Origin of the sequence: Streptomyces mutabilis, assembly GCF_046628145.1 — a bacterium.
Taxonomy (GTDB): Bacteria; Actinomycetota; Actinomycetes; order Streptomycetales; family Streptomycetaceae; genus Streptomyces; species Streptomyces mutabilis.
The window spans coordinates 4,159,907-4,184,449 of sequence record NZ_CP176874.1 but is presented as its reverse complement, the minus strand read 5'-3'; the positions used below and the strand labels follow the sequence as shown (position 1 = coordinate 4,184,449).

At 72.9% G+C, this 24,543-nt stretch carries 25 protein-coding genes; 10 read left to right on the top strand and 15 right to left on the bottom strand.

Annotated elements, in window-relative coordinates; genetic code table 11:
- Positions 1 to 43: 43 nt before the first annotated feature.
- The 10 genes from mpaP to ACLIN4_RS18760 form a co-directional block, all read right to left on the bottom strand.
- Entirely contained in the window at positions 44 to 1,717 is a 1,674-nt protein-coding gene (gene mpaP, locus ACLIN4_RS18805) for a daptide biosynthesis intramembrane metalloprotease (protein WP_289908665.1), read from the bottom strand.
- Positions 1,714 to 2,460, bottom strand: coding sequence for an ABC transporter permease (locus tag ACLIN4_RS18800; RefSeq protein WP_411576033.1), 747 nt, complete (start codon positions 2,458 to 2,460; stop codon positions 1,714 to 1,716). The genes mpaP and ACLIN4_RS18800 overlap by 4 nt, the downstream gene beginning before the upstream one ends.
- Complete coding sequence (locus tag ACLIN4_RS18795; RefSeq protein WP_100045340.1) at positions 2,453 to 3,190, bottom strand: ABC transporter ATP-binding protein; 738 nt, start codon at positions 3,188 to 3,190, stop codon at positions 2,453 to 2,455. The genes ACLIN4_RS18800 and ACLIN4_RS18795 overlap by 8 nt, the downstream gene beginning before the upstream one ends.
- A 197-nt stretch (positions 3,191 to 3,387) precedes the next feature.
- Positions 3,388 to 3,558 carry a daptide-type RiPP gene (locus ACLIN4_RS18790; protein WP_179342686.1) on the bottom strand — a complete coding sequence of 57 codons (171 nt, stop codon included), beginning with the start codon at positions 3,556 to 3,558 and terminating at the stop codon, positions 3,388 to 3,390.
- 62 nt (positions 3,559 to 3,620) lie between these two features.
- Positions 3,621 to 3,791 carry a daptide-type RiPP gene (locus tag ACLIN4_RS18785; protein WP_179342685.1) on the bottom strand — a complete coding sequence of 57 codons (171 nt, stop codon included), beginning with the start codon at positions 3,789 to 3,791 and terminating at the stop codon, positions 3,621 to 3,623.
- A 90-nt stretch (positions 3,792 to 3,881) separates the two neighbouring features.
- Positions 3,882 to 5,108: a daptide-type RiPP biosynthesis dehydogenase gene (gene mpaC / locus ACLIN4_RS18780; protein WP_290013264.1), complete on the bottom strand. Its 1,227-nt coding sequence runs from the start codon at positions 5,106 to 5,108 to the stop codon at positions 3,882 to 3,884.
- Positions 5,105 to 6,448: a daptide-type RiPP biosynthesis aminotransferase gene (mpaD, locus tag ACLIN4_RS18775; protein WP_411576032.1), complete on the bottom strand. Its 1,344-nt coding sequence runs from the start codon at positions 6,446 to 6,448 to the stop codon at positions 5,105 to 5,107. Before mpaD ends, mpaC begins: the two co-directional genes overlap by 4 nt.
- A complete protein-coding gene (mpaM, locus tag ACLIN4_RS18770) occupies positions 6,445 to 7,290 on the bottom strand; it encodes a daptide-type RiPP biosynthesis methyltransferase (protein ID WP_290013267.1) in 846 nt (281 codons plus the stop codon). The genes mpaD and mpaM overlap by 4 nt, the downstream gene beginning before the upstream one ends.
- 4 nt (positions 7,291 to 7,294) lie before the next feature.
- Positions 7,295 to 8,395: a daptide biosynthesis RiPP recognition protein gene (mpaB, locus tag ACLIN4_RS18765; protein ID WP_411576031.1), complete on the bottom strand. Its 1,101-nt coding sequence runs from the start codon at positions 8,393 to 8,395 to the stop codon at positions 7,295 to 7,297.
- Between the two features lie 95 nt (positions 8,396 to 8,490).
- Positions 8,491 to 9,453, bottom strand: a complete 963-nt coding sequence (locus ACLIN4_RS18760) for an LLM class flavin-dependent oxidoreductase (protein ID WP_289908659.1) — start codon at positions 9,451 to 9,453, stop codon at positions 8,491 to 8,493.
- Between the two features lie 129 nt (positions 9,454 to 9,582).
- On the opposite strand from ACLIN4_RS18760, the gene ACLIN4_RS18755 reads away from it, so the two are divergent.
- The 6 genes from ACLIN4_RS18755 to ACLIN4_RS18730 are packed head-to-tail and all read left to right on the top strand — an operon-like array spanning position 9,583 to position 16,105.
- Entirely contained in the window at positions 9,583 to 10,806 is a 1,224-nt protein-coding gene (locus ACLIN4_RS18755) for a glycosyltransferase (protein WP_354671082.1), read from the top strand.
- Entirely contained in the window at positions 10,803 to 12,137 is a 1,335-nt protein-coding gene (locus tag ACLIN4_RS18750) for an NDP-hexose 2,3-dehydratase family protein (protein WP_107479672.1), read from the top strand. The genes ACLIN4_RS18755 and ACLIN4_RS18750 overlap by 4 nt, the downstream gene beginning before the upstream one ends.
- Positions 12,131 to 13,198, top strand: a complete 1,068-nt coding sequence (locus ACLIN4_RS18745) for an NAD-dependent epimerase/dehydratase family protein (protein ID WP_289908656.1) — start codon at positions 12,131 to 12,133, stop codon at positions 13,196 to 13,198. Before ACLIN4_RS18750 ends, ACLIN4_RS18745 begins: the two co-directional genes overlap by 7 nt.
- Entirely contained in the window at positions 13,195 to 14,307 is a 1,113-nt protein-coding gene (locus ACLIN4_RS18740; RefSeq protein ID WP_289908655.1) for a DegT/DnrJ/EryC1/StrS family aminotransferase, read from the top strand. The genes ACLIN4_RS18745 and ACLIN4_RS18740 overlap by 4 nt, the downstream gene beginning before the upstream one ends.
- On the top strand, positions 14,304 to 14,891 hold the full coding sequence (locus ACLIN4_RS18735; protein WP_381940584.1) for a dTDP-4-dehydrorhamnose 3,5-epimerase family protein: 588 nt from the start codon (positions 14,304 to 14,306) through the stop codon (positions 14,889 to 14,891). Before ACLIN4_RS18740 ends, ACLIN4_RS18735 begins: the two co-directional genes overlap by 4 nt.
- The gene (locus ACLIN4_RS18730; protein WP_411576030.1) at positions 14,888 to 16,105 is read left to right on the top strand and encodes a methyltransferase domain-containing protein; all 1,218 of its coding nucleotides are present in this window, start codon (positions 14,888 to 14,890) and stop codon (positions 16,103 to 16,105) included. Before ACLIN4_RS18735 ends, ACLIN4_RS18730 begins: the two co-directional genes overlap by 4 nt.
- A gap of 61 nt (positions 16,106 to 16,166) precedes the next feature.
- Here ACLIN4_RS18730 and ACLIN4_RS18725 read toward each other — a convergent pair whose 3' ends face one another.
- From ACLIN4_RS18725 to ACLIN4_RS18715, 3 genes are all read right to left on the bottom strand, one after another.
- Positions 16,167 to 17,687 carry a potassium/proton antiporter gene (locus ACLIN4_RS18725; protein ID WP_107477889.1) on the bottom strand — a complete coding sequence of 507 codons (1,521 nt, stop codon included), beginning with the start codon at positions 17,685 to 17,687 and terminating at the stop codon, positions 16,167 to 16,169.
- A gap of 129 nt (positions 17,688 to 17,816) precedes the next feature.
- Positions 17,817 to 18,128 (bottom strand): DUF3040 domain-containing protein, encoded by a 312-nt coding sequence (locus tag ACLIN4_RS18720; RefSeq protein ID WP_289908648.1) that lies wholly within the window; start codon positions 18,126 to 18,128, stop codon positions 17,817 to 17,819.
- A 318-nt stretch (positions 18,129 to 18,446) separates the two neighbouring features.
- Positions 18,447 to 19,577 (bottom strand): amidinotransferase, encoded by a 1,131-nt coding sequence (locus ACLIN4_RS18715; protein ID WP_411576029.1) that lies wholly within the window; start codon positions 19,575 to 19,577, stop codon positions 18,447 to 18,449.
- Positions 19,578 to 19,718: 141 nt separating this feature from the next.
- Between ACLIN4_RS18715 and ACLIN4_RS18710 the strand changes: the two genes are divergently transcribed.
- The 4 genes from ACLIN4_RS18710 to ACLIN4_RS18695 all read left to right on the top strand — a co-directional run bounded on the left by ACLIN4_RS18710 (position 19,719) and on the right by ACLIN4_RS18695 (position 22,166).
- Positions 19,719 to 20,216 carry a DUF2975 domain-containing protein gene (locus ACLIN4_RS18710; RefSeq protein ID WP_100045328.1) on the top strand — a complete coding sequence of 166 codons (498 nt, stop codon included), beginning with the start codon at positions 19,719 to 19,721 and terminating at the stop codon, positions 20,214 to 20,216.
- A complete protein-coding gene (locus tag ACLIN4_RS18705; RefSeq protein ID WP_289908644.1) occupies positions 20,216 to 20,440 on the top strand; it encodes a helix-turn-helix domain-containing protein in 225 nt (74 codons plus the stop codon). The genes ACLIN4_RS18710 and ACLIN4_RS18705 overlap by 1 nt, the downstream gene beginning before the upstream one ends.
- A 111-nt stretch (positions 20,441 to 20,551) precedes the next feature.
- On the top strand, positions 20,552 to 20,860 hold the full coding sequence (locus ACLIN4_RS18700; RefSeq protein WP_100045326.1) for a zinc-ribbon domain-containing protein: 309 nt from the start codon (positions 20,552 to 20,554) through the stop codon (positions 20,858 to 20,860).
- 226 nt (positions 20,861 to 21,086) lie between these two features.
- Positions 21,087 to 22,166 (top strand): PucR family transcriptional regulator, encoded by a 1,080-nt coding sequence (locus ACLIN4_RS18695; protein ID WP_107477892.1) that lies wholly within the window; start codon positions 21,087 to 21,089, stop codon positions 22,164 to 22,166.
- Between the two features lie 30 nt (positions 22,167 to 22,196).
- On the opposite strand, the gene ACLIN4_RS18690 is transcribed toward ACLIN4_RS18695, so the two are convergent.
- Positions 22,197 to 23,726 (bottom strand): flotillin family protein, encoded by a 1,530-nt coding sequence (locus ACLIN4_RS18690; protein ID WP_411576028.1) that lies wholly within the window; start codon positions 23,724 to 23,726, stop codon positions 22,197 to 22,199.
- Positions 23,727 to 23,790: 64 nt separating this feature from the next.
- On the bottom strand, positions 23,791 to 24,300 hold the full coding sequence (locus ACLIN4_RS18685) for an NfeD family protein (RefSeq protein WP_289908643.1): 510 nt from the start codon (positions 24,298 to 24,300) through the stop codon (positions 23,791 to 23,793).
- Positions 24,301 to 24,543 lie beyond the last annotated feature (243 nt).

Genomic DNA, 24,543 nt, shown 5'->3' with positions numbered 1-24,543 from the left:
GATGCCGAAGGAGTCCTGCTTCCTGGGTCGGGTGTGGGCCGGGTCAGCGAGCGGCCGGGGCGATGTACGAGAGGTAGAGCCATTCGCCCAGCGGGCGGTTGCCGGCCGCCACCCGGGCCGTCCCGATGCTCTCCGCCGGAGCCGTGCCGGTGACGGACAGCGGCAGCAGCACGGCGGGTATCGGGAGGGAGTCGCCCTCCCGCACCGGCACGAAGGCGGACAGCGGGGCGACGTCCTCCTCGGCCGGCCCCCGTCCCACGGTCGCGGACCCGATCTCGGTGCGCGTCACCATTCCGCGCCGGTACAGCGTCACCGGGGAGCCCGGGGCGACCGCGTCCAGGTCGGCCGCGTCCGACAGTACGAGCGAGGCCCTGCCGTCCTCGACGACGTAGCCGCCGGTGACCGTGTACGGCACGGTCACCGTCGTCAGCGCCGTACCGGCCCCGGCGGTGAGCAGCAGCGCGACGGCGCACACGCGCCACATCCGGGCGCCGGCCGTGCGCGCCTCGCGCAGCAGCAGCCGCGTGCCGGTGAACAGGCGGTAGCCGAGGTAGACGACGCCGACCAGCACCAGCGTCGCACCGATGAGGCCCATGCCCTGGAGGATGTCGAGCCAGAGGGTGAACGCCATCGCGATCAGGTAGACCGGGAAGACCATGGAGGCGAGGCCGAACGGCACGGACCACCGCAGTCCGGGCAGCTCCCGCGCGTACCGGCCGCCGAAGAGGACCTTCGCCAGGAAGCGGCGCGCGTCGGTCATCGTCCGGTCCCGCAGGTGCGAGATGTCCAGGTGGGTCATGAGCGCGATGTAGCCGTCGAGCTTGACCAGCGGCAGCAGGTTGAGCAGGCCCGTCACGTAGGTGGACACGGCGAACACCAGCATGCCGTCGCGCAGGCCGGAGTCACCGGACGCGGCACCGACCCCGAACGCGCCGAGCGCCACCGACCCGGCGATGACCATCTGCGTCACCACTCCGGCGAGCGCCACCTGTACGCGCTGTTCCCGGTGGGGCAGCCGCCAGCCGTCGGAGACGTCGCAGAAGAAGGCGGGCGTCAGGTAGAAGAGCATGACGCCCATCCGGCTGGGGCGCCCCCCGTGGTGGGTGAGGACCGCGCCGTGGCCCATCTCGTGCAGCGCGGTCGCGACGACCGAGGCGCACGCGACACCGAAGAGGACGCCCAGCGGGAGCGGGGAGCCCAGCGCCTGCCGCAGCTGGGGCGCCTGCAACGCGAGGGACAGCACACCGCCCAGGGCGAGGACGGCCGCGAGGACGGCGCCGCCCCGGTTGGCCACGAGCCGCAGCAGCGGCACGAGCGCGGCGAGCATGCGTTCCGGCTTGACCACGGTGAACTGGAACGTCAGCGGTGGAACGAACTTGAACCACGAGTTGGCGCGCCGGTGGGGCTGCCCGTCCTCCAGCAGCCGCATTCTGTGCAGGCTCTCGACCGCCCGCTCGACGGCCTCCTCCGTCCAGGGCGCCCCCAGCGCCTCCACCAGCCGGGTGCGGTCGCGCTCCCCGTCCAGGACGCGCAGCAGCCGGACCATGTCGGTCCCCACCCGGATGTACTGCTGTGAGCCGCGCTGGACGACCCACGGCGCACCGTCGGCGATCGGCTCGTGGAGCAGCACGTCGGGGGCCAGCTGGGGCCGCTCCAGCAGGGCACTGGCCCGCTCGGGCGTCAGCGTCCCGCCCGATCCCGCCCGGCCGAGCCTCATATGACGTCCCGGGTGAGGAACAGCTGGCGGGCGCCGTAACCGGCCACGGCCAGCCAGGCCCCGATGACGATCAGGGCGACGGGCACCGACAGCAGTTCGGGCTTGCCGTCCCGGTAGACCGAGCTCATCGCGATCGTCATGGTGAACCTGCCGACGGAGGGCACCAGCCGCAGCAGCGCCTCGTCGACGAAGAGCGTCAGGCCCAGCAGGGTCGCGACCGCGGCGGTCTGGTTGCGGATGATCCAGCCCAGCAGCACCCCCCAGGGGGCGCCCAGCACGGTGACCGTGAAGACGCCCACCAGGGTCAGCGTCGTCTCGTGGGTCCAGGCGGGCTCGAGATCGGTGGAGGCCGCGAGGAACACCGCCGGGGAGGCGGCGGCCAGTGCCGTGGCGAGCAGCGCGAACACGACGCCCATGCCGGTGCCCACGAGCAGTTTCGCGCCCAGCAGCCGGCCGCGTCCGCCGCTCAGCAGCACGGACCTGCCGATGGCCCCGGAGTTGTACTCCCGGGTGACGAGGACCGCGCCGAGCAGGGCGGTGAACAGCAGCAGCATGAACCAGGAGCGGACCACCTGGTCGGTGACGGCCTCGATGGTCGTGGCGCCCTTGGCGATGTCCTCCTCGGCCTGGGCGACGAACCCGCTGCTCGCCAGGAACCCGAGGATCACTCCGATGAGGGCCAGCGACCACCAGGCGCGTCCGGTGAACGCCTTGGACCATTCGGCGGCTATGAGGTTACGCATGGGCGGCTTCTCCGGTTGCGGTCGACTCGGCCAGCTCGAAGAAGCGGTCCTCGAGGCTGTGCCGGCCGTCCGAGGTGAGCTCGGTGAGGGATCCGCAGTAGCGCAGGGTCTTCTGGAGGATCACCACGTCGTCGACCGTCTGCTCCACCTCGGCGAGCAGATGGCTGGACAGCAGGATGGTGCGGCCCTCGTCGGCGAGGGACCGCAGGAAGGTGCGCAGCCATCGGATCCCGTCCGGGTCGAGGCCGTTGGCGGGTTCGTCCAGGACCAGCAGTTCGGGGTCGGCGAGCAGCGCGGACGCCAGTGCGTGACGCTGCTTCATACCGGTGGAGAAGCCCTTGAGCTGTTTGTCGGCACGGCCGTCGAGGCCGACGCGCTCCAGCACCTCGTCCACCCGTCGGCGCGGCAGACCGAGCATCCTGGCCCAGATCCTGAGGTCGCGGCGGCCGGTGACGCCCGGGGTCACGCCGATGCCGTCCATGCTGACGCCGATCCGGTGGGCGGCGTGCGGGAGTTCGGCGTACGGCTTGCCGAAGACGGTGGCGCTTCCGGCGGTCGGCGCGGTGAGGCCCAGCAGCATGCGCAGCGAGGTGGTCTTCCCGGCCCCGTTGCGGCCGAGCAGGCCGACGATGCGTCCGGCGGGGACCTCGAAGGTGACGTCCTCGACCGCGGTGAACTCGCCGAAGCGTTTGGTCAGACCCCGGAAATCTGCTACGACGGCACTACTCATACTTTCTCCGTGCGGGAGTTCACAGCGATGTGGCACACACAGGCGATCGGACTGTGATTTCTTGGCATGGCAATTCCTTCTCAGTCGTCCCGGTGGTGTCCCACGGCCGGGAACCCGGCTCCCCGCCCCGGAAGGAAACGAGACTTCCTTCCGGGGCGGGGGTTCGCCTGTGCGGTCGTTCTCCGCGTGGGCGTGGATCAGGTGACGGCGACCGCGGAGGCCACACCGCCGTAGACGGCGCTGGCGGCGACCGAGACGACCACACCGTCCTTGAAGTTGGACCAGAAGCCCGGGGCCTCCATGGCCTCCAGCTCCTGCATGCCCAGCTCAAGCGCCTCGGGGGCGTTCTTCTCGAAGATGTCCTGCATTGTTCAACACCTCCTTCTCATCGAGTAGTTCCAATTGCGAGCCGATATCCGGAGTCCGGATATCAGGTCGTCGCGATGACGGAAGCGACGATGCTGTAGGTGACGGCACCGCCGGCACCCGCGCCGCTGATGTAACCGGTCACGGACCAGAAGCCCGGGGCCTCCATGGCCTCCAGCTCCTGCATGCCCAGCTCGAGCGCCGGAGTGATGTCCAGCTCGGCAGAGTTCTGCATTCTTCTTTACCCCCCTTCCTTGTATGTGCTGTTCATCCGCGGGATTCGGGCGACAGCCCGCACCCGCGGAAGTCTCGGTGGATCCGGCGGTCAGAGGCTGACCGGCGTCGAATCGGGCACCGCTCGTGCCAGCAGGCCCTCGATGTCGGCGGCACCCAGTCCGTCCAGCATCGGCAGCCCCGCGCCCCACGCCCGTACGCTGCGCCGGGCGACGACGGCGAGCCGGCCGGGTTCCGCGGTGATCCGCCGTCCGACTCCCCAGGAGTCGATCAGCGCCGCGATCCCCTCCCCCGGGTCCTCGGGCAGCGGCGGGTCCGCCGGTCCCTCGCCCACCGGGTCGAGGGCCGCCGCCCGCAGGCGCTGCCACAGCGCGTCCAGCCTGCGCGCCGAGCCGAGCCGCGTGTCACCCGCGGCAACGGCCGACCACAGGGGCGGCAGCAGCGCGGCGACCGCCGTCATCTTGCGCAGACCCAGCTCGCTCGACAGCTCGTTGGCGAGGTACCAGCCCTTGCCGGCGTAGGGGGAGCGGTTCAGGACCACCCAGCCGGCGTGGCTGAGGCCGCTGATCTTGGCGATCTCCGTCCGCTGCCGCTCGTCGGCCGCCCGGCCCAGGGCGCGGCGGGCCCGCACCTCGTTGCCGAGCCGTACCGTCCGTTCGGCCAGCGCCTGCGCCAGGGCGTCCTCGGTGGGCTGGTCCCGGTGGTCGCCGACGTAGCTGCCGCTGATCCTGAAGAGAACCTCCAGGACGCCTTCCGCGACGAGTTCGGCGGGCAGCGTCGCGGTCGCCTCCGGGTCGATCACCGCGGCGTCGGGACGGAGCGCCCCGCCCATCACCAGCCGCTTGCCCCGTCCGTACGCGAGGCAGGCGACGGCACTCAGCTCGGAGCCGGTGCCCAGCGTCGTCGGCACGGCGACCAGGCGGGGCCCTCGGGACCGCTCGGCCCGCAGCAGGACCAGCCCGCCGCGCTGCGGGACCGTGAGCCGGGCGAGCGCGTCGGGGTCCGCCCGCAGCAGGACCGCCAGCTTGGCCTGGTCGAGCAGCGAACCGCCGCCGACCGCGGCCACCAGGTCCGCGTCCCGGATCCGCCCGGCGAGCTCGGTGACGGCTTCCGGCGTCCCGGGACCACTGACCACGACGGTCCGGACCGTCCGGCCGCCGCGCTCGATCCGCGCCCGCACCGAGCCCGCGATGCCGGCTTCGGCGACGCCGCCGTCCAGCAGCAGGGCGACGGAGCGTTCCGGCCGGGTGCCGAGCCACTGCGCGAGCCCGTCACCGCCGTACGTCATCACCGTGGGGCAGTGCCAGCCGGGGGTCATGTCGCCGCCCCCGATCTCGCCGGGTCCGCCGCGTGCCGCGTGGGCGCCGCGTGGGTCGCGTGGGCCGTGTGGCTCGTGTACGCCGTGATGCCGGTGCGTACGCAGTCCAGCAGCTCGGTCAGGTCGGCATCGGTGTAGGTGAGCGCGGGGAAGAGCTGGATGCCGTTCGTCCCGGGGTGCACGACGGCGCCGGCCTCGCGGATCGCGGCCACCAGGGCGGGAACCTCGGTCTGCGGCAGCGGCGAGCCGTCCGCCGCGGTCACGCGGACCGAGCGGAAGCAGCCCACGCCGGTGGTCCCGGACACCCTGGGGTGCTCGGCGGCCAGGCGCTCCAGTTCGGTGTCGAGCCGCGCCGACAGCCGCTGTCCCAGGGCCACCGCGTCCAGCCGCCGCATCTCCTCGACGGTGGCGAGGATGGTGGCGCAGGTGACGGGGGTGCCCGCCTGGGTCTCGCCGTGGGTGAGCAGCGAACCGGCGTCCGTGAAGGCGTCGGCCACCTGGTGCGAGGCCACGACGGCCGCCGCGGCGCTGGTGCCGTTGGTCAGGCCCTTCGACGTGACCAGCAGGTCCGGCTGCCCGGGCCAGCGGTGCGAGGCGAAGAAGCTGCCGGTCCGGCCGAAGCCGGTGGCCACCTCGTCGGCGACGAGCAGGAACCCGTGTTCCGAGCGCAGGCGCAGCAGCTCGGCGACGTACTCCTCGGTGAGCGGGACCGCGCCGGAGCCGAGCACCGGCTCGACGACGACGGCGGCGACGTGCGCGCCCTGGCGCTCCAGCAACGCCCGGATCTCCTCGAGGTCGTTGGGCGCCACGTGCCGCACCAGCCGCTGGTCGACGCCGTAGAGCTGCTGCCCCAGGTTGTCGCCGGTCAGCGCGAAACCGCCGAAGGTCAGGCCGTGGTAGCTGCCGCGCAGGCCGACCACGACCTTGCGCCGGTCCTGGCCGCGCAGCGCGTGGTAGTGCCGGGCCACCTTCATCACCAGGTCGTTGGCGGCGCCTCCGGAGGTGGAGAACAGCACCCGCTGGTAGTGGTCCGGGCCGCAGACGTCGATCAGGGCTGCCGCCGCCCGGCGGGCGTAGACGTTCTCGTACCGGAAGACGCTGAGGTACGAGGCCTCGCGCAGGGCCTCGGCCGCCGCTTCGGCGATGGCCCGGTTGCCGTAGCCGAGGTTGGTGTTCCACAGTCCGCTGGAGCCGCACAGCAGCTCACGGCCGTCGGCGAAGCGGATCCGGACGCCCTGGGCCGACACGGCGCACAGTCCGTCGTCGCCGTGCAGCTCCGGAGCGAGCATCGAGGGCCACAGGGCCCGGGCGGAGGGCGTTCCGGTGCCGTTGTCCGTCATGCCGTCACTCCCACTTCCAGCAGTACGTCGCGGTAGCGCCCGGTGCCGGGCAGCGGGTGCCGGGACAGCACCGTCAGGCCCGACGCCGCGAGTTCGGTCTCCAGGCGGTCGGCGGGCAGCACGCCGACGGTGGTGGTGCACACCGTGACGGGTCCCTCGTCGCCGACCGTCGCGGGGAAGATGGTGACGGTGCGGGTGTCGGACCCGGCCGGCCAGTGGTCGTGCATCCGGTAGACGCGTCCGCTGGCACCGACCGCCTCGATCACGGCCTCCACCTCCGCCTCGGACGCGGCCCCGTCGGTGTCGGGGCCCGGGGCGCCGGACGTCACGATGTCGGCCGTGGAGAGCAGGAACCGGCCGCCGGGTGCGAGGTGCTCACGCACCGCCGCGTACAGACCGGCCCGGCCTTCCTCGTCGAGCAGGGAGACCGAGGTCGTCCCCAGCACGATCACCTCGAACCGGCGGCCCAGCGCGAAGGAGCTCATGTCGGCCCGTACCGGGACGCAGCGCTCGCGCAGCCGGCCGGGTGCCTGCGCCAGCCGCTCGTCGAGCAGCCGCAGCATGCCTTCCGACAGCTCCAGCGCGGTCACCTCACGGCCGAGCGCGAGCAGCGGCAGCGTCAGCCGGCCGGAGCCGGCGGCGAGTTCGAGGACGGCACCGGGTGTCCGCCGGACCAGGCCGACCAGTTCGCGGACCTCGTGCGTGTCCTTCAGGGAGAAGTCGTGGTAGATCGGCGAGCCGGTCTCGTCGTACACATCGTGCAGTTCGGCCCGGTCACCGAGCTCGGCCAGCAGTTCGCCGGCCCGGCCCGGGACACTCGGCGGTGTCAGCGCGACGGCCACGGTCTCACGCCCCCGCGCCGAGGAGACCGGCGGACCGCAGCTCCACGCCCGCCTCGGCGAAGAAGGCCTCCACCTCGCGCAGGCGGTCCCGGTCGGCGTGTTCGGCGGCGGCGTCGAGGGAGCCGCACACCAGCAGCGTCTCCGCGAGCACGCCGGCCTGGAGGCCGACCCGGAAGGTCCGGCCCGCACCGGGAGCGTGCACGTACGCGGCCTCGTCCGTCCACAGCAGCAGCGGCAGCCCGGCGTCGTCGGCGTCCGCGGCACCGGAGGGACCGGCCGCACCGGAGGTACCGGCCGGGTCGGGAGCGAGGCGGCCCCCGAAGCCGGAGACCCGTACGCCGTCCAGACCCCGGGCCCGCAGCTCCCGCACCGCGGCCAGCGCGGCCAGGTACCTGCCCAGCCAGGGCCGTTCGGTGAGCGCGGCCGTGCGGACGTCCTCGGGCACGGTGTCGCCCAGGGCGACCGCGCAGGGGTGTGCGGTCTCGGCGTTGGCACGGTCCCAGGCGGCCACGACGGAGGCGAAGCCGTCGCCCAGCACGCCCAGTCGGCGCCCCCAGGGGGAGGTGGACAGTCCGCCCTCCTCCCCGACGTACAGCCGGGTGGCGGGGCCGTCCGAGGCCGGTCCGGCGCCCAGTGCCGAGACGTCCGCGAGCTGCACGGCCGGGTCGGTCGCGAAGGCGGCGAACTCGCCCTCGGCGCGGGCGCGGTCGGCGTCGGCGAGGAAGGCCTCGAAGTCCGCCTCCTCGGTGACGCGGACCAGGGTCGCACCGATCACCGACATGTACGCGGACGTCGCGTAGTCCTGGGTCTGGAGGAAGAAGGAGTCGTCGATGGACAGGTCGCCGCCGGGCTCGCTCAGCGACCCCTGGTACCCCACGACGAGGGGGCCGGGGACGTCCCCGCGCTCCGGGGCCCGGCCCGGCGTGAGGACCACCGTGTGCGGGCCGACCAGATCCGACCCGAGCACCTCGGCCAGGTGCCGCGGGTTCTCCAGGACCACGGTCGCGGCACCGGCGTCCTCCTGCCCGGGGCGACCGGGCAGCGCCCGGCCCACCCCCCAGGACATCAGGTGCCGTCGGGCCGCGGACATACGGTTCCCGTCCACGTCTTCCACCCCCCTTTTCGTATTCGACTTCTTCGTCGCGTCCGTCTTCGTCACGTCTGCCTGCGTCACGGCCGTCTTCGTCGCGTCCGTCTTCGTCACGCCGTGACCGCTGTCAGGATTTGCTTCAGGTCGTCCATGGCGGCCTTCGGGCCGTGCACGTTGTACACGCCGGTCAGATTCAGGACGATCTCGTCCGCACCGGCCTCGCGGTAGGCCGTGAGCTTTTCGACGATCGCGTCGATGGTGCCGTGGACGAAAGCGTCGCCTTCGAGCATTCGTTTCGCCGCGGCCGGCAGTTCCTCGCCCGCGATGTCGATTCCTGCTTTCCGCAGCATGTCGATGTAGTGCGGAGCGCGCATGTGCCGGGAATTGCTGGCCACCACCAATTCCGTCGGATCGCGGTCGGGCCTTTCCAGCGCCACCGGAACGATGGCCGACAGCCGGGGCGTCGCGCGCCCCGCCCTCTCCGCGCCTTCCGCCATGGCCGGCCGCACCGTGTCCCGGAGATAGGCGGGGGGTGTCAGCCAGGTGACTGCGGCGTCGGCGACCTCACCGGCCAGCCTCGCCATTCCCGGCCGCAGCACTCCGAGCCCGAGGTCGATGCGCGGCGCCACCGCGGGGACCATGCCGGCGTGGCAGGAGAAGTACTCCCCGTCCAGTTCCACGGTCTTGCCCGAGAGCAGGCCGCGGACGATCGTCAGGTACTCGCGCGCTGCCGTCAGCGGGCTGGCGTACGGGGCTCCGAGCAGGCTCCGCTGGAACTCCCTGCCGCCGGGGCCGAACCCCGCGACCACCGACTCGCCCGTGGTCATGGCCAGTGACCTGACCTGGTGGGCCGCCTCGTACGGGTGCCGCAGCGGCATCAGCGTGACACCGGTGCCGGTCGGCACCCGGAAGCCGGCGCCCGCCGCGGCGGCGAAGCCCTGGAAGGGTTCGACCAGCATCGCCTGGCCCTGCCACAACCGGTCCGCACCGGTCCATTCGACCAGCGCGGCGTACGGCAGCAGCTGTTCCGGCCGGCGCGGCAGAAACGGCATCAGTACCGAATACGCGGTCATGTGTCACTCCGACATCGAAACACGCCCATGAAAAGGGCACGTTGATTCCCCCGACAATGTCATGGCGGCCGGCCGACCGGAAAGCCTTTTCGCACGGCGCCCGTCGCCCCGACCTGACATCACAAAGATATGGGGCCGACGGACTCCGCGCCCCCGCCACGAGGACAGTCTCTTCCCCGTCCCGGGACGGGGAAGGACGGGCCACTCCCGTACCGGTGCCGCCCACGCCCCCCATTCACCTTGAACAGGAGGTCGCTGTTCGCCCATACTCCGACGCATCGGACCTTGGAAAGGCCATATCCCATGCCGCCACACATCAGCGTCATATGCCCTACGTACAACCGCGGTAAAGCAATTCTGTCGACGCTGGAATCCGTGCGGGCACAGACGATGCGCGACTGGGAAATGCTGGTGGTGTCCGACGCGAGCGACGACGACACGGACGCGGTGGTCGCGTCCCTGGCGGCGCGCGACCGCCGGATACGGCTGCTGCGGACCAGGCGGTTCGGGTCCCAGTCCGGGCCCACGAACATCGCGCTGGGCGAGGCCGCGGGCGAGTTCGTCGCCTACCTCGACCACGACGACCACTGGGAGCCGGACCATCTGCTCCGGCTCCGGGAGGCCTTCGACGACGGAGCCCGGTTCGTGGCCACCCGGGCCCGCAAGGCGACCGCCGCCGGAACGGTGACCGGCACGGCGCACCCCCTGTCCCTGTGCTGGCACCCGGACATCCAGCTGATGAGTCCGCTGTTCGAGAACTCCTGCGCCGGGCACGTCGCCGGCCTCGCCCAACAGGTGGGCGGCTGGCGCGAGTCCCCGGTCGGCCTGGAGGACTGGGACCTGTGGCTGCGCTTCGCCGACGCCGGCGAACGCTGCACCACCCTCCTGGACCGCACGGTGACCCTGCTGGACGATCCCGGCACCAGGACCCACAGCCTGGAGCGGCGGTTCACGCACGAGATCGCCCGGTTCGACGACGCCCTGTCCGCCCGCGCCGCCTACCGCGCACTGGCCGACGCCCGCAACCAGGAGCGCGAACTCCGCGCCGTCCGAAAGGACTTGCTGGCCTGGTACGGATCCCTGGCCGACAGCGGCGAACTGGTGCTCCCGCGTGGCTGGCGGGGCGGTACGGCGGCGCTCGAAGCCGCGGTGGAGTCGCAGATACGCGAGAACGGGACGGTGTGGAAGGGGCTGGCCCTCGTCCCCCGTGACGCGTACGTCTCGCTGTGCGTCCCGCTGTCGACCATGACCGCGGAGCACGCCGACCGCTACACGCGGTACTTCCGCGCCACCATGCACCACCAGATGGCGTTCCTCGAGGACGTCCTGCCGCACGGGAGCGTGCGGCGGTGAGGGTCCTGGCACACGCGGACCGGGCCGGGACCGCCGGGATCCGGTCCTGGCTCGACGACGCGGCGGAACGCCTGGGCATCCGCGCCGAACAGGTGCCGCTGGACGCCCTGGACGGCTGGGAGACCGATCCGGACGCCGGTGCCGTCCGGCACCGCAGCGGCCGGTTCTTCTCCATCGAGGGGCTGGACGTGCGGCGACCGGGGCACCCGGTGTCCCACTGGCAGCAGCCGATCATCAGCCAGCCGGAGATCGGGATGCTGGGCATCCTCGTCAAGCGGTTCGGCGGCGTACCGCACGGCCTGATGCAGCTCAAGCCGGAGCCGGGCAACTGGGGCGGACTCCAGATCTCCCCGACCGTGCAGGCCACCCGCAGCAACTACACGGGGGTGCACCAGGGCGCCCGGGTCCCCTATCTCGACCACTTCCTGAACGCCGGCGCCCGGCACCGGATCGTCACCGACGTGCACCAGTCCGAGCACGGCTCGTGGTTCCTGCGCAAACGCAACCGCAACATGGTCGTCGAGGTCACCGAGGACGTCGAGGCGATACCCGGCTTCCGCTGGCTGCCCCTGGCCGAGCTGCGGCAACTGCTGCGCGTGGACGACCTCGTGAACATGGACACCCGCTCCGTGCTCTCCTGCCTGCCACGGGTGCCGACGGGCGGCGCGTCCGCGCACCCGACCGCCGACGTCCTCGCCTGGATCGCCCGGGGGCGGGCCGGCTCCCAGATGGCCGTCGAGCGGCGACCGCTCGGCCGTCTGGCGGGCTGGCGCCGCGACGCCGGGCGCATCTCGCACGAGTCCGGCCGGTTCTTCGACGTCATCGGGGTACGGGTGGAGGCCGTCGGCCGCGAGATCGGCCGCTGGGACCAGCCGATGATCGCCCCCCACGGGGTGGGGGTCGTGGCGTTCCTGACGACCCGTGTCGAGGGCGTGCCGCACGTACTGGCGCAGTTGCGTGCGGAACCCGGCTGCGCGGACACGGCCGAACTGGCGCCCACCGTGCAGTGCACGCCCGCCAACTACGACGTGCTGCCCCCGGCCGCCCGCCCGCCGTTCCTCGACGACGTGCTGGGTGCCGACCCCTCGTCCATCAGGTTCGACACGGTCCTCTCCGACGAGGGGGGCCGCTTCCACCACTCCCGCAGTCGTCATCTCGTCGTCGAACTCGACGAACGGTCCGAGCGGCCGGAACGGCCCGGCTACCGCTGGCTCGCCCTGCACCAGCTCCACGAACTGCTGCGCCACGGAGGCCGCGTGAACATGCAGACACGCAGTCTGCTCGCCTGTCTGTCCGCCCTGACCCCGCCCACGGACACCACGGCATGGTGAGCCGTCCCCTGATCACCGTGCTGGGTGCCTCCGGTTTCATCGGCTCCCACGTCGTCGCGGAACTCGCCGGGCGCCCCGTCCGGCTGCGTGCCGTGGCCCGTCGGCCCACCGTCCCGGCCGGGCTCGGGCGCTCGGTGGCCGACGTCGAGACCCGCGCGGTCGACCTCTCCCGGCCGGGCGCTCTCGCGGAGGCGGTGGCCGGCTCCGACGCGGTGGTGCACCTCGTCGCGCACCTCGACGGTGCGGGGGCCTGGCGGGCGGCCGACGGCGACAGCGCGGCCGAACGGCTCAACACGGGGCTGGTCCGAGAACTCGCCGACGCCCTGCGGCCGACGCCCGCCACCGGCCGGCCACCGGCCGTGGTGCTCTTCGCGAGCACCGCGACCACCACCCCCGACCCCACCACCGGCACAGGACGCCCCGCGACCACCGGGCTCGTTCCCGCGACGACCGGGCTCGCCCCCGTGAACGCCGCACCCGCCCCCGCGAGCACCGCGCCCGCCACCCCCTACGAGCGGCAGAAGGCCGCCGCCGAGCGGATACTCGCCGACGCCACCGCCGCCGGTGAGCTGTGCGGCGTGTCCCTGCGGCTGCCCACCGTGTTCGGCCCCGCCACCGCGCCCGCGGTGGACCGCGGTGTCGTCTCGGCCATGGCCAGGCGGGCGCTGGACGGCGAGCCGATCACGATGTGGCACGACGGCACGGTCCGGCGCGACCTGCTCTACGTCCGGGACGCCGCCACGGCGTTCACCGCCGCCCTCGACCACGCCCGGACGCTCGCCGGACGCCACTGGTCCGTCGGCAGCGGCCACGCCACACCGCTCGGTGACGTCTTCCGCGCCCTCGCGGCCGCCGTGGCGAGCCGCACCGGCGGACCGCCCGTCCCGGTGCGCCGCGTCGAACCGCCCGCGTTCGCCTCGGCCGCCGACTTCCGGGACGTCCGCACCGACCCCGCGCCGTTCGGCTCCGCGACGGGCTGGGCCCCGCGGGTCCCCCTGCGCGAGGCCCTGGACCGAACCGTCGCCGCGCTGGCCGGCCCCCATGGAAAGGACCTTCTGTGACCACCTACGTCTGGGACTACCTCCGGGAGTACGAGACCGAGCGCGCGGACATCCTCGACGCGGTCGAGACCGTCTTCGGCTCCGGCCGGCTCGTACTGGGCGAGAGCGTGGCCGGGTTCGAGCGGGAGTTCGCCGGCTACCACGGGGCCGGGCACTGCGTGGGCCTGGACAACGGCACCAACGCGGTCAAGCTCGCCCTCCAGGCCCTCGGCGTCGGACCGGGCGACGAGGTGATCACCGTCTCGAACACGGCCGCGCCCACCGTCGTGGCCATCGACGCGGTCGGCGCCACCCCGGTCTTCGTCGACGTGCGCGAGGAGGACTTCCTCATGGACACCGGTCAGGTCGCCGCGGCGATCACCGACCGGACGCGCTGCCTGCTCCCGGTCCACCTCTACGGACAGTGCGCCGACATGGACGCGCTCGGGGACATCGCCGCGCGGCACGGTCTGGCCGTCCTCGAGGATTGCGCCCAGGCGCACGGCGCCCGCCACAGGGGCCGGCCCGCGGGCACCTTCGGCGACGCGGCGGCGTTCTCCTTCTACCCGACGAAGGTGCTCGGCGCGTACGGCGACGGCGGCGCGGTGATCACCTCCGACGCCGAGGTGGCCCGACGGCTGCGCAGGCTGCGGTACTACGGCATGGAGGAGCGGTACTACGTCGTAGAGACCCCCGGCCACAACAGCCGGCTCGACGAGGTCCAGGCCGAGATCCTGCGCCGCAAGCTCGGCCGCCTCGACTCCTACGTCGAGGCCCGCCGTGCCGTCGCCCGGCGCTATGCCGAGGGCCTCGCGGACACCGGCCTGGTCCTCCCCCGCGTCGCGCCGGGCAACGACCACGTGTACTACGTCTACGTCGTCCGCCACCCCCGTCGGGACGCCGTCCTCGACGCGCTGAAGTCCCGCGGCGTCTCCCTCAACGTCAGCTACCCGTGGCCCGTGCACACCATGACCGGCTTCGCCCACCTCGGCGTCCGGCGCGGCGCGCTTCCGGTCACCGAGACCCTCGCGGACGAGATCTTCTCGCTGCCGATGTACCCCTCGCTGCCGCCCGAGACGCAGGACACGGTGATCGCCGCCCTGCGCGACGTACTGGAGGAACTGTCGTGAAGGCCCGCCCGCTCGCCGTGCTCGGCGCGGTGGAGTTCAGCCCGGTGCCGTACCCCGACGACCGGGGCCTGTTCGTGTCCACCTTCACGGAGGACGGCTTCGGCGAGGCGGTCGGCCGGCCGCTCTTCCCGGTGCGGCAGGCGTCCGTGAGCGTCTCTGGCCGCGGCGTCGTACGGGGCGTGCACTACACCGCCGTGTCGCCGGGCACGGAGAAGTACGTCCACTGTCCGCGGGGCACGGCCCTCGACTTCGTGGTGGACCTGCGCGTCGGCTCCCCGACCTTCGGGGCCTGGGACTCCGTGGTGCTGGACGCGCGGGACTTCCGCGCCGTGTACCTCCCGGCCGGTGTGGGGCACGCCTTCGTGGCGCTGGAGGACGACACGGTCATGTCCTATCTGCTGTCCGCCGGTTACGTCGCCGCGCACGAACTCGCCGTGTCCGTCCTGGACCCCGAGCTGGGCCTGCCCCTCCCCGACGGCATCGTCCCGGTCCTGTCGGAACGGGACCGGCTGGCCGTCACCCTCGCGGAAGCCGCCGAACGGGACATGCTGCCGCGCTTCACCCACTGTGAGGAGACCCGATGAGCGACTGCCGCGTCTGCGCGGGACCCCTGACCGAGTTCCTCGACCTGGGGACACAGCCCAACTCCGACGCCTTCCCGCGCCCGGACGAGACCGACGGCGAGTTCTTCTTCCGGCTCGCGGTGGGCCGGTGCGCATCCTGCACGATGGTGCAGCTGATGGAGGAGGTCCCGCGCGAGCGGATGTTCCACCGGGACTACCCGTACCACTCCTCGGGCTCCTCGGTGATGCGGGAGCACTTCGAGAACACGGCGCGCCTGCTGCTCGCCACCGAGGCGACGGGACCCGACCCGTTCGTCGTCGAGATCGGCTGCAACGACGGGGTGATGCTGGCGACGGTCGGCGCGGCCGGGGTGCGCCACCTGGGCGTCGACCCCTCACAGGGCGTCGCCGACGAGGCGCGGGCCAAGGGCGTACGGGTCCGTACCGCGTTCTTCGAGGAATCGACGGCGCTCGGCATCGCCGCCGACGACGGCCGGGCGGACGTCGTCTACGCCGCCAACACCCTGTGCCACATCCCGTACCTGGACTCGGTCTTCCGCGGGCTGGACGCCCTGTTGAAGCCGGACGGGGTGTTCGTCTTCGAGGACCCCTACCTGGGCGAGATCGTCGAGCGCACCTCGTTCGACCAGATCTACGACGAGCACTTCTATTTCTTCACGGCCCGCTCGGTGCGCAACCTGGCCCGGCGCCACGGCTTCGAGCTGGTGGACGTCGCGCGGCTGCCGGTGCACGGCGGTGAGGTCCGCTACACGCTCGCGCGCCGGGGCACCCGGGTGCCGACACCGTCCGTCGCCGAGCTGCTGGCCGAGGAGGAGAGCCGCGCCCTCGCCGATCCGGCGACGCTGGAGCGCTTCGCGGCCGATGTCCGGCGCACTCGCGAGGAACTGGTCGCGCTGCTCACCGAGTTGCGCGGGCAGGGCCGCCGGGTGGTCGCCTACGGCGCCACCGCCAAGAGCGCCACCGTCGCCAACTACTGCGGCATCGGCCCGGATCTGGTCTCCGCCGTCTACGACACGACCCCCGCCAAGCAGGGCCGTCTCACCCCCGGCTCCCACATCCCGGTGCACCCCTCGGAAGCCTTCGGCGACCCCTACCCGGACTACGCCCTGCTCTTCGCCTGGAACCACGCGGAGGAGATCATGGCCAAGGAGCGGGAGTTCCGCGCGGGCGGCGGCAGGTGGATCCTCTACACCCCGGCGGTCCACGTCCTGTGAGCACGGCCGAGGCGCTTGCGGTTGCGCCGACCCGCCCCACGCCTTCCTTCCTCCGGCGGCGTCAGCCCGTTCTCACCTCGCCCTCCGGCGCCCCCTGTTCGCCCAGCCAGCGTGCCAGTTTGCCGCGGCGGCCGATGGCGCGCAGGCGGCGTTCCGTGGCCTCGCGGACCGGGGGTGTGGTGATGAGGAGTAGTTCGTCACCGGTGCGCAGGGCCGTTTCGCGGTCGGGGACGAGGGTGACGCCTTCGCGGACGATCAGGGTGAGGACGGTCGGGCGCGGCAGGCGGAGTTCGGCGACGGTGACGCCGTGCAGGCGGGAGCCCGGCGGGATCGAGACCGTCAGGAGGTCGGCGTCCAGGACGTCCAGCGGGGCCGTCTCGACCTGGATCTCGCGGAGGGTGTCCGGGCGGGTCAGGCGCAGGTGACGGGCGACGGCGGGCAGGGCGGGGCCCTGGATGAGGGTGAAGAGGACGACGAGGACGAAGACGATGTTCAGCACGTCGACGGCGCCGTCCACCCCTTCGACGATCGGGAAGGTGGCCAGGACGATGGGGACCGCGCCGCGCAGGCCCGCCCAGGAGATGAACGCCTGCTCGCGCCAGGGGATGCGGAAGGGGAGCAGGCACAGGGCGACGGAGACCGGGCGGGCGGCCAGGAGGAGCACCAGGCCGACGGCGAGGGCGGGGAGGATCGCGGAGGGCAGTTCGCTGGGGTCGACGAGCAGGCCCAGCATCACGAACAGGCCGATCTGGGCCAGCCAGCCGGCGCCCTCGGCGAAGGAGCGGGTGGCGGCGCGGTGGGGCAGCTTGGCGTTTCCGAGGACGAGGCCGGACAGGTAGGCGGCGATGATGCCGCTGGCGTTCGCGGCGCCGGCCGCGGCGAAGGCGACGATGCCGAAGCCGACCGTGGCGAGCGGGTATAGACCGGTGGCGGGGAGGGCGATGTGGCGCAGGGCGGCGGCGCCCAAACGGCCGATCAGCACTCCGAGGGTGCCGCCGACCAGGAGTTGGTAGAGCAGGTTGCCCAGGACCGGGGCGGGTCCGGGCAGGTCGCCGGCGGTGGTCGTGGAGAAGATCAGGACCAGGATGATGGTGGGGGCGTCGTTGAAGCCGGATTCCGCCTCCACCAGGCCGGTCACCTTCTGCGGCAGTGGCAGTGAGCGCAGTACGGCGAAGACGGCGGCGGCGTCGGTCGAGGAGACGATGGCGCCGAGCAGCAGGGCGAGGTGCCAGTCCATGCCGAGGAGCCAGTGGGCGCCGGCGGCGGTCACCGCGACGGAGACGGCCACCCCGGCGGTGGCCAGCACGCCGGCCGGGGCGAGCAGGCGCCTGACGTCGCTCCACCGGGTGGTCAGGCCGCCCTCGACGAGGATGACCGCCAGCGCGGCGGTGCCCAGCGCCTGGGCCAGCTGGGCGTCGTCGAACTCCAGGCCCAGGCCGTCCTCCCCCGCGATCACGCCGACCGCGAGGAAGAGGAGCAGGCTGGGCAGCCCGAGACGGTGCGCGGCACGGGCGGCGGCGATGCTGGCCAGCAGCACCGTGCCGCCGACCAGGAGGGTCAGGTAGAGGTCGGACAGGGTCATCGGCCGGGCCCCGGGCGGTGCGGGTCCCGGCGGCGGGCGGCGGGGCGGAGGCAGGCGCCGGAGCGGACCGTCGCGACGGGGAGCCTGGCGGCGCGGCCGGGAGCGGGGCCCCCGGCGGCCGGACCTCCGTCAGCGGGGCCAGGAGCGAGGCCAGGAGCGCGGCGGCGGGTGACGGTCCGGGCGTCCGCGGCGGTGCGGGTCGAGGAGTTCCGCGGCGATGCCGGCCAGGACCAGGCCGGCGGCGATGAGCAGGCCGTGGGCGAGGAACAGGCCGGCGCCCAGCACCGCCAGCGCGGTGGCGAGCAGCAGCCAGGCACGCCCGGGGCGGTACTCGCGCGGCCGGCGCGGGCGGCCCGCGTCCAGGGCGTCGGCGAACCGGGGGTCCTCGCGGTGCAGGTGGTACTCGATCTCGCTGAGTCGCTGGTCGTCGGGTCCGGGCACGGTGTCCTCCTCCCGGCGCGGGGCCCGGTGCGGGCGACGCGGTCGGTCGGGTGGGCCATCTGCTCTCCTTGCGGGCTGGGTACGCCACGATCACCCAGGGCGAGGGGGCGCCGCCGCGCATACGTGGCCGGTCCGCCCCGGACCGGTCGGTCGTCACCGCCGGCGCGGTGACCGGCCGGCCGCTGGTCGGCGCCGGTCCGGGGAAGTGGCTCGGCTCCAGGATCGCCGCCCGGGGCGGGCGGGCACCATCCGGTACGGCACCCAGAAGCGGGCGTACGAGACGTGTAGCGCGCTCCCCGGCGCGGCGTGCGCGGCGCGTCAGTCGACGTAGGACTCCAGCGTGCCGCGGCGCCGGACGTCGAGGGTGGCGCAGTGGAACGAGCCGCCGAACGGCGCGTAGTGGAGGAGGTCGCAGGGGACCGGTTCGAAGCCCCAGCGTTCCAGTGCGCGCAGCATGCCGGTGTGGTGCCGGTCGGCGATGACGCGCTCGCCGTCGATCACGAGGACGTTCATGCTGAGCCACTTCCCGCACATCGAGGTGACCTTGAGCATGCGGTCGGGGATCGGGTCGGGCTCCGGGGCGACCAGGACGTCCCAGGAGGCGAGTGCGTCGGGGAGGCGGTCGGGATCGACGTACTCGGGATTGATCAGGACCTTGCCGGGTGCCAGCGGCATGAACGTCGTGTCGATGTGCATGGGCGTGCGGCAGCGGCTCTCGATCTCGTGGACGCGGTAGCCGGGGCCGAGGTGGCGGCGCAGCCAGTCGACGCCCATGCGGTTGGTGACGTTGCTCCGGGTGACGAAGAGGTCGCGTCCGGCGCGGACGAAGTCCGCCGCGTCGAAGACCGGCTCGAACTCGGTGAGGATGTGGCGCATCGGCTCACCCGGCCGCGGGATGCGGAAGTCCGGGTCGAAGAGCTCGTCGGTGAGCTGGGGCTTGGGGGCCGCGGTCCAGCGTCCGCCGCGGCGGAACCAGTCCTTGAGGAGCGGACGGTAGGAGTGCGTCTCGAAGTACCGGCACGGCCAGGCCATCGGGGTTTCGATGATCTCGTCGCCGACCACGAGCAGGCAGTCGCGCGGGCAGGTGTTGCAGAAGCCGCGGGACGACCAGTCCGGGGTGCTGAAGCGCTGCCGGTGGTCGACCGCCTCGGGGCGGGTGACCGTGATGCCGAGGGACTCCAGGAGGGTGATGAATCCGTCGAGTTCCCGCTGGGCCCGCTCGATCAGGACGCGCGGGTAGCGGAACCCGGCGGCCAGTCCCTGCAGACGTGCCGCCCGCGGGGGGACGTTGCAGGTCACGACGGGATGGTCGGAGGGGATCGTCGCGCCCTCCAGCCGTCCGACGACGACTTCCTCCAGCGGGTCCCACTCGTTGTGGGAACCGACCGGCGGGGCGACGGGTTCCGCCGCCTCCGCGACACCGGTACCGGGCTCCTGCGCCACCGCCATGACTGACCGCTCTCGATCGATACGGCTCCGTGACGTTCCGGTGCCCGCGAACCGGGCCGACGACACCGCCGTTTCCGCGAGGCTTGCCAAGCCTATCGTTATTCGATAGATTTCCATCGTGGTTCGATTGGAGGAGGGGTGATGGGGCAGCTGACGACGCTTGCGCTGCGCGGTGTGATGGTGGTGCTGCTCGCCGGGGCGGCCTTCATCCAGGGCGTGTTGATCTGGCTGCTGGCGGCCGGCACCGGTGATCCCGACGCCGCTCTGGCGGCCGTGCGCACACCGGTCTTCCTGATCATCGTGCTGGGGGCCGCGGCTGCCGAGGTGGTGCTGGTCTGCGTGTGGCGGCTGGTGACGATGGTGCGGCGGGGGACGGTGTTCTCGCTCGGCGCCTTCCGGTACGTGCATGTCGTGATCGGCGCCTTCGTCGCGGCCGCGCTCCTGGTGTTCGCCCTCGCGGTCGTCCTCGCGCCGGGTGAGGCCGTCGCGCCGGGCATCGTGCTCATGCTGGGCGGGGTCGTCGTGGCGATCCTGGGCGTCGCGCTGGTGGTGCTCGTCCTGCGGATGCTGCTCGCCCAGGCCGTCGCGCGCGACATCGAGGCGGCGCGGATGCGGGCCGAGCTGGCAGAGGTGATCTGATGCCGATCGTCGTGGACATCGACGTGATGCTGGCCAAGCGGAAGATGTCCGTGGGGGAGCTCGCGGAGCGCGTCGGCATCACCCCCGCCAACCTGGCGGTGCTCAAGAACGGCCGCGCCAAGGCGGTGCGCTTCACGACGCTCGCCGCGCTCTGCGCCGTGCTCGAGTGCCAGCCCGGTGAACTGCTGCGCTACGAGGCCGGGGCCGCGAACGAGGGGGAGTGACGACGGGGCGGCGTCGGTCGCGGGTGGCTCCGCAGGCCCTTCCGGGCGCAATCTGGGAGAAGATCTGCGTGCCACGCGCGCCCGCGGGCGCCGACCCGGAAGGACCCGCTTGTGATCATCTTCGGCACCAAGGGATACCTCTACCAGCTCGCGGTACTGACGCTGGTGTGCGGTCGGTGCGGCAACCCCTCCGCACACACGCTCAGGAAGCGCGTCAACAAGTTCACGCTGTTCTTCGTGCCGCTGTTCCCGTTCTCCACGAAGTACCTGACCCAGTGCACCTTCTGCGGTGCCGAACAGCAGGTCGGCAAGGAGCAGGCGGAGCAGCTCGAGAAGCAGGCCGTGAGCGGCCAGAGCGGGCCCGGCACCGGCGGTCAGGCGTACGGGCAGGCGCCGCAGCACCCCTACCACCGGCCCTGACACCCGGCCCGCGTCCGCGGTCGAGCGGAAGACCGGCGATCGCGGGCCCGCGATCGCCGCGCACCGCCACCGGTCACCGCGCACCCTCACCGGTCACCCCGGGGGCCGCGCCCGCGTCGGCGGGGCGCTGCCCCCTCCCCCGGCGCGTTGCCGGTTTCCGGCAGCCCTGACTACCCTCACGTTGCCGAGACCGCGCACCGGGCGTGACCGGCAGGGGAGGCGCGGGGTGACGGACCAGCAGGCGGAGGACCAGGAGACGTACCTGGACGGGTACGCCGGGATACTCGGCGAGGCCGCCGCCACCGGGCGCCGGCTGACCCGCGACGAACTGGAGGAACGCCGGCGGCTCGGAGAGCGGGCCGCGGAGGCCGGACACAGCCTGCGCAGCCTCGTACGGTTGCACCTGGACGCCACGCGCACCTCCTGGCCGGGCGGTACCACCGCCTCCGGCACCGGCGTCGCCGACAGCGTGCTCGCCGCCGTCACCCAGGCCGTCGACGCCTTCGCGGAGGGCTACGAGCGCGCCCAGCGCCTCGCCGTACGGCAGGAGGAGGCCGCGCGGCGGGAGTTCATCGACGACCTGCTCTACGGGCGCAGCGACCTGGGCCGGCTCGCCGAACGGGCCGAGCGCTTCGGACTGGTCCTCTCCCGCGCCCACGCCGTCGCGGTGGCCGAGGGGCCCGAGGCGTACGACGACACCGCCCCCGTCACCCGGCTCGTGGAGACCGCGCTCATCTCCCGCTTCGGCGACCGCCGCATCCTGATCACCACCAAGAACGGGCAGCTCATCTGCATCGCGCCCGGCGACCAGGACGACGTCCTCGCGTTCTTCGCCAAGCAGGCCTACGCCGCCACCGACGGCAGCCGGGTCGCCATCGGGCGCCCGCAGACCGGCGCGGGCGGCGTCGTGCACAGCTACGAGGAGGCGCTGAGCACCCTGGAGCTCGCCGAGCGGCTGGAACTCGACGAGCCGGTGCTGCGCGCCGCCGACCTGCTCGTCTACCCGGTGCTCACCCGTGACCGGCAGGCCATGGCCGACCTCGTGGGGAGCGTGCTGGGTCCGCTGCGCGGAGCCCGGGGCGGGGCCGAACCGCTGCTGCGGACCCTGGAGGCGTACTTCGACTCCGGCTGCACCGCGGCCGAGGCGGCCCGGCGCCTCACGCTCAGCGTCCGGGCCCTCACCTACCGGCTGGACCGCATCCACCAGCTGACCGGGGCCAACCCGGCCGACCCGGTGCACCGCTACACCCTGCAGACAGCGGTGATCGGGGCGCGGCTGCTGGGCTGGCCCGCCCAGGAGATCTGAGCGGGCCGGCCGCAGGACGGCGGTGGCTGGTCAGCCGGTGATCTCGACCTTGCCGTTGAGCTGCTCCGGACCGGCCTGCGGCTCCTGCGAGTCGCCCTTCGCCGTGATGTTCTTCAGCAGCGCCGCCAGGTCGACGCCCGTGGTGGATCCCAGCAGTTCCATGCCCTGCGCCACGTTGTCGGCGACCGTGCGGGACAGGCGGCTCGCGCCGTCCGTCGAGATGACCGTCATCTTGTCCACGGCCGACAGCGGCTCCGACGCCTTGGCCACCACCTGCGGCAGCACCTCGACCAGCATCTGGAGCACGGCCGCGTCGCCGTACCGCTCGAAGGCGTCGGCCTTCTTGTGCATCGCCTCGGCCTCGGCCGCGCCCTTGGCGCCGATCGCGACGGCCTCCGCCTCGCCCTCCAGCCGTACGGCCTCGGCGATCGCCGCACGCCTCGCACGCTCGGCCTCACCCTGCTTCAGGCCCTCGATGGCCTCGGCCTCCGCGAGCGCGCCACGCCGCTGCTTCTCGCCCTCACCGGTCAGCCGGGCCCGCTCGGCCTCGGCCTGGGCGCCCGCGATCTCGGCCGCCCGGTCCGCCTCCGCCTGCTTGACCCGCGCCACCCGGCGGGCCTCCGCCTCCTGCTCGGCCTCGTACCGCTTGGCGTCGGCCGGCTTGCGCACCTCGGTGTCGAGCTGGCGGTCCTTCAGCGCCGCCTGCCGCTCGGCGACCTTCTCCTGCTCGGCGAGGATGTCCTGCTGACGGGCCGCCTCGGCGAGCGGACCGGCGGCGTTGGCACGGGCCGCGGCCTGGTCGGTCTCGGCCTTGATCTCGGCCTGCTTCAGGTAGAGGGTCCGCTGCGCGACCGCGATCTCCTCCTCGGCCTTCAGCCGCGCCTGCTCGGCCGCCCGCCGGGCCACGGCCTCGGCGATGTCCGCCTCCTGCTTGGCCCGCGCCGCCTCGGGACGGCCGAGATCCTCCAGGTAGGAGCCCTCGGTGGTGATGTCCTGGATCTGGAAGGCGTCGAGGACCAGACCCTGCCCGGACAGGCTCGCCTCCGCCTCCTCGGCGACCTGGCCGGCGAACGCGGCCCGGTCCCGGATGACGTCCTCCACGGACATCCGGCCGACGATCGCGCGCAGCGCGCCGGACAGCACCTCCTGGGTGAAGCCGACGATGCCGTCCTGCTGCATCAGGAACCGCTGCGCCGCCGCGCGGATCGCGTCCTCGGTGCCGCCGACCTTGACGATGGCGACGCCCTCCAGATTGGCCTTCACACCGCGCAGCGTCACCGCACCGCGCACGGCGACCGGGATGTGCCGCGAGGAGAGGTCGAGCGTGAACCGCTGCTGCACGAACGGCACGACGAACACGCCGCCGCCGACCACGACCTTCTGGCCGCTGTTGTCGGTGAAGACGCGGCCCGTCTCCGGGTCGGTGGACTTCTTGCCACGCCGCCCCGTGACGATGAACGCCTCGCTCGGACCGGCCACCTTGTAGCGGCTGACCACCACCAGCGCGAGCAGCACCAGGAGTACGACGACTCCCAGTACCGCGATGACGACAGGACTCATGGCAAGGCCCCCGAATCACAGAGAGGAACAGACGGAACAAGAAGAAGGAGGACGGAGGGGTCGCTCAGCGGTCCACCGGGCGGACCACGACCGACGTCCCGGTCGGCACCGCCTCGACCCACACCTCGGTGCCCCGCGCCACCGGCTCCGCGCTGCGCGCCGCGCACTTCAGCGGCTGGCCGCCGAGCCGGAGCAGCACCTCGCCGAAGCCGTCCGCGGGGATGGCGGTGACGACCTTGCCGGACGTGCCGAGCAGGTCGTCGGCACTGGGTGCGACGGCGGTCCGGTCGCGCATCAGCGCACGGCTGAAGCGGTACGTCAGCCAGCCGGCCCCCGCTCCGGCGACCGCGCCGGCCCCGGCGGCGCCCGCGGGGCCGGTCCAGCCGGTGCCGAGGGCGATGGCGCCGGCGAAGCCGGTCATCGCCGTGAACCCGGCGACGACCGGCAGCGACAGCCACCCCTCCAGGAAGCCGTCCGGCGCTCCCCCGAACGCGCCTTCCAGCACTCCGTCGAAGATCAGCGACAGGGCGAGCAGCACGACCCCCGTGATACCCAGCCCGAGAAACCAGGCCATCGTGCCGTCCCCCTCTCGCCCGTCGCTGAGCTTCGGTGAAAGGCATGTTCACACGCGGCGGGACATCCCGTCATTGCCGTGATCCGGCAGTCTTAACGCGTCTTTGATGCCGCCCTCCGGCTCTCCTCGATCCCCTCGGCGACTCATGGAACCGCGGCTCGCGCCGGTAATGTCCTTCAGCAAATGGGGACTTCGACGTGGAGCGTTCCGAACCAGGGCGGGCAGGGCGACGCGTACGCGCAC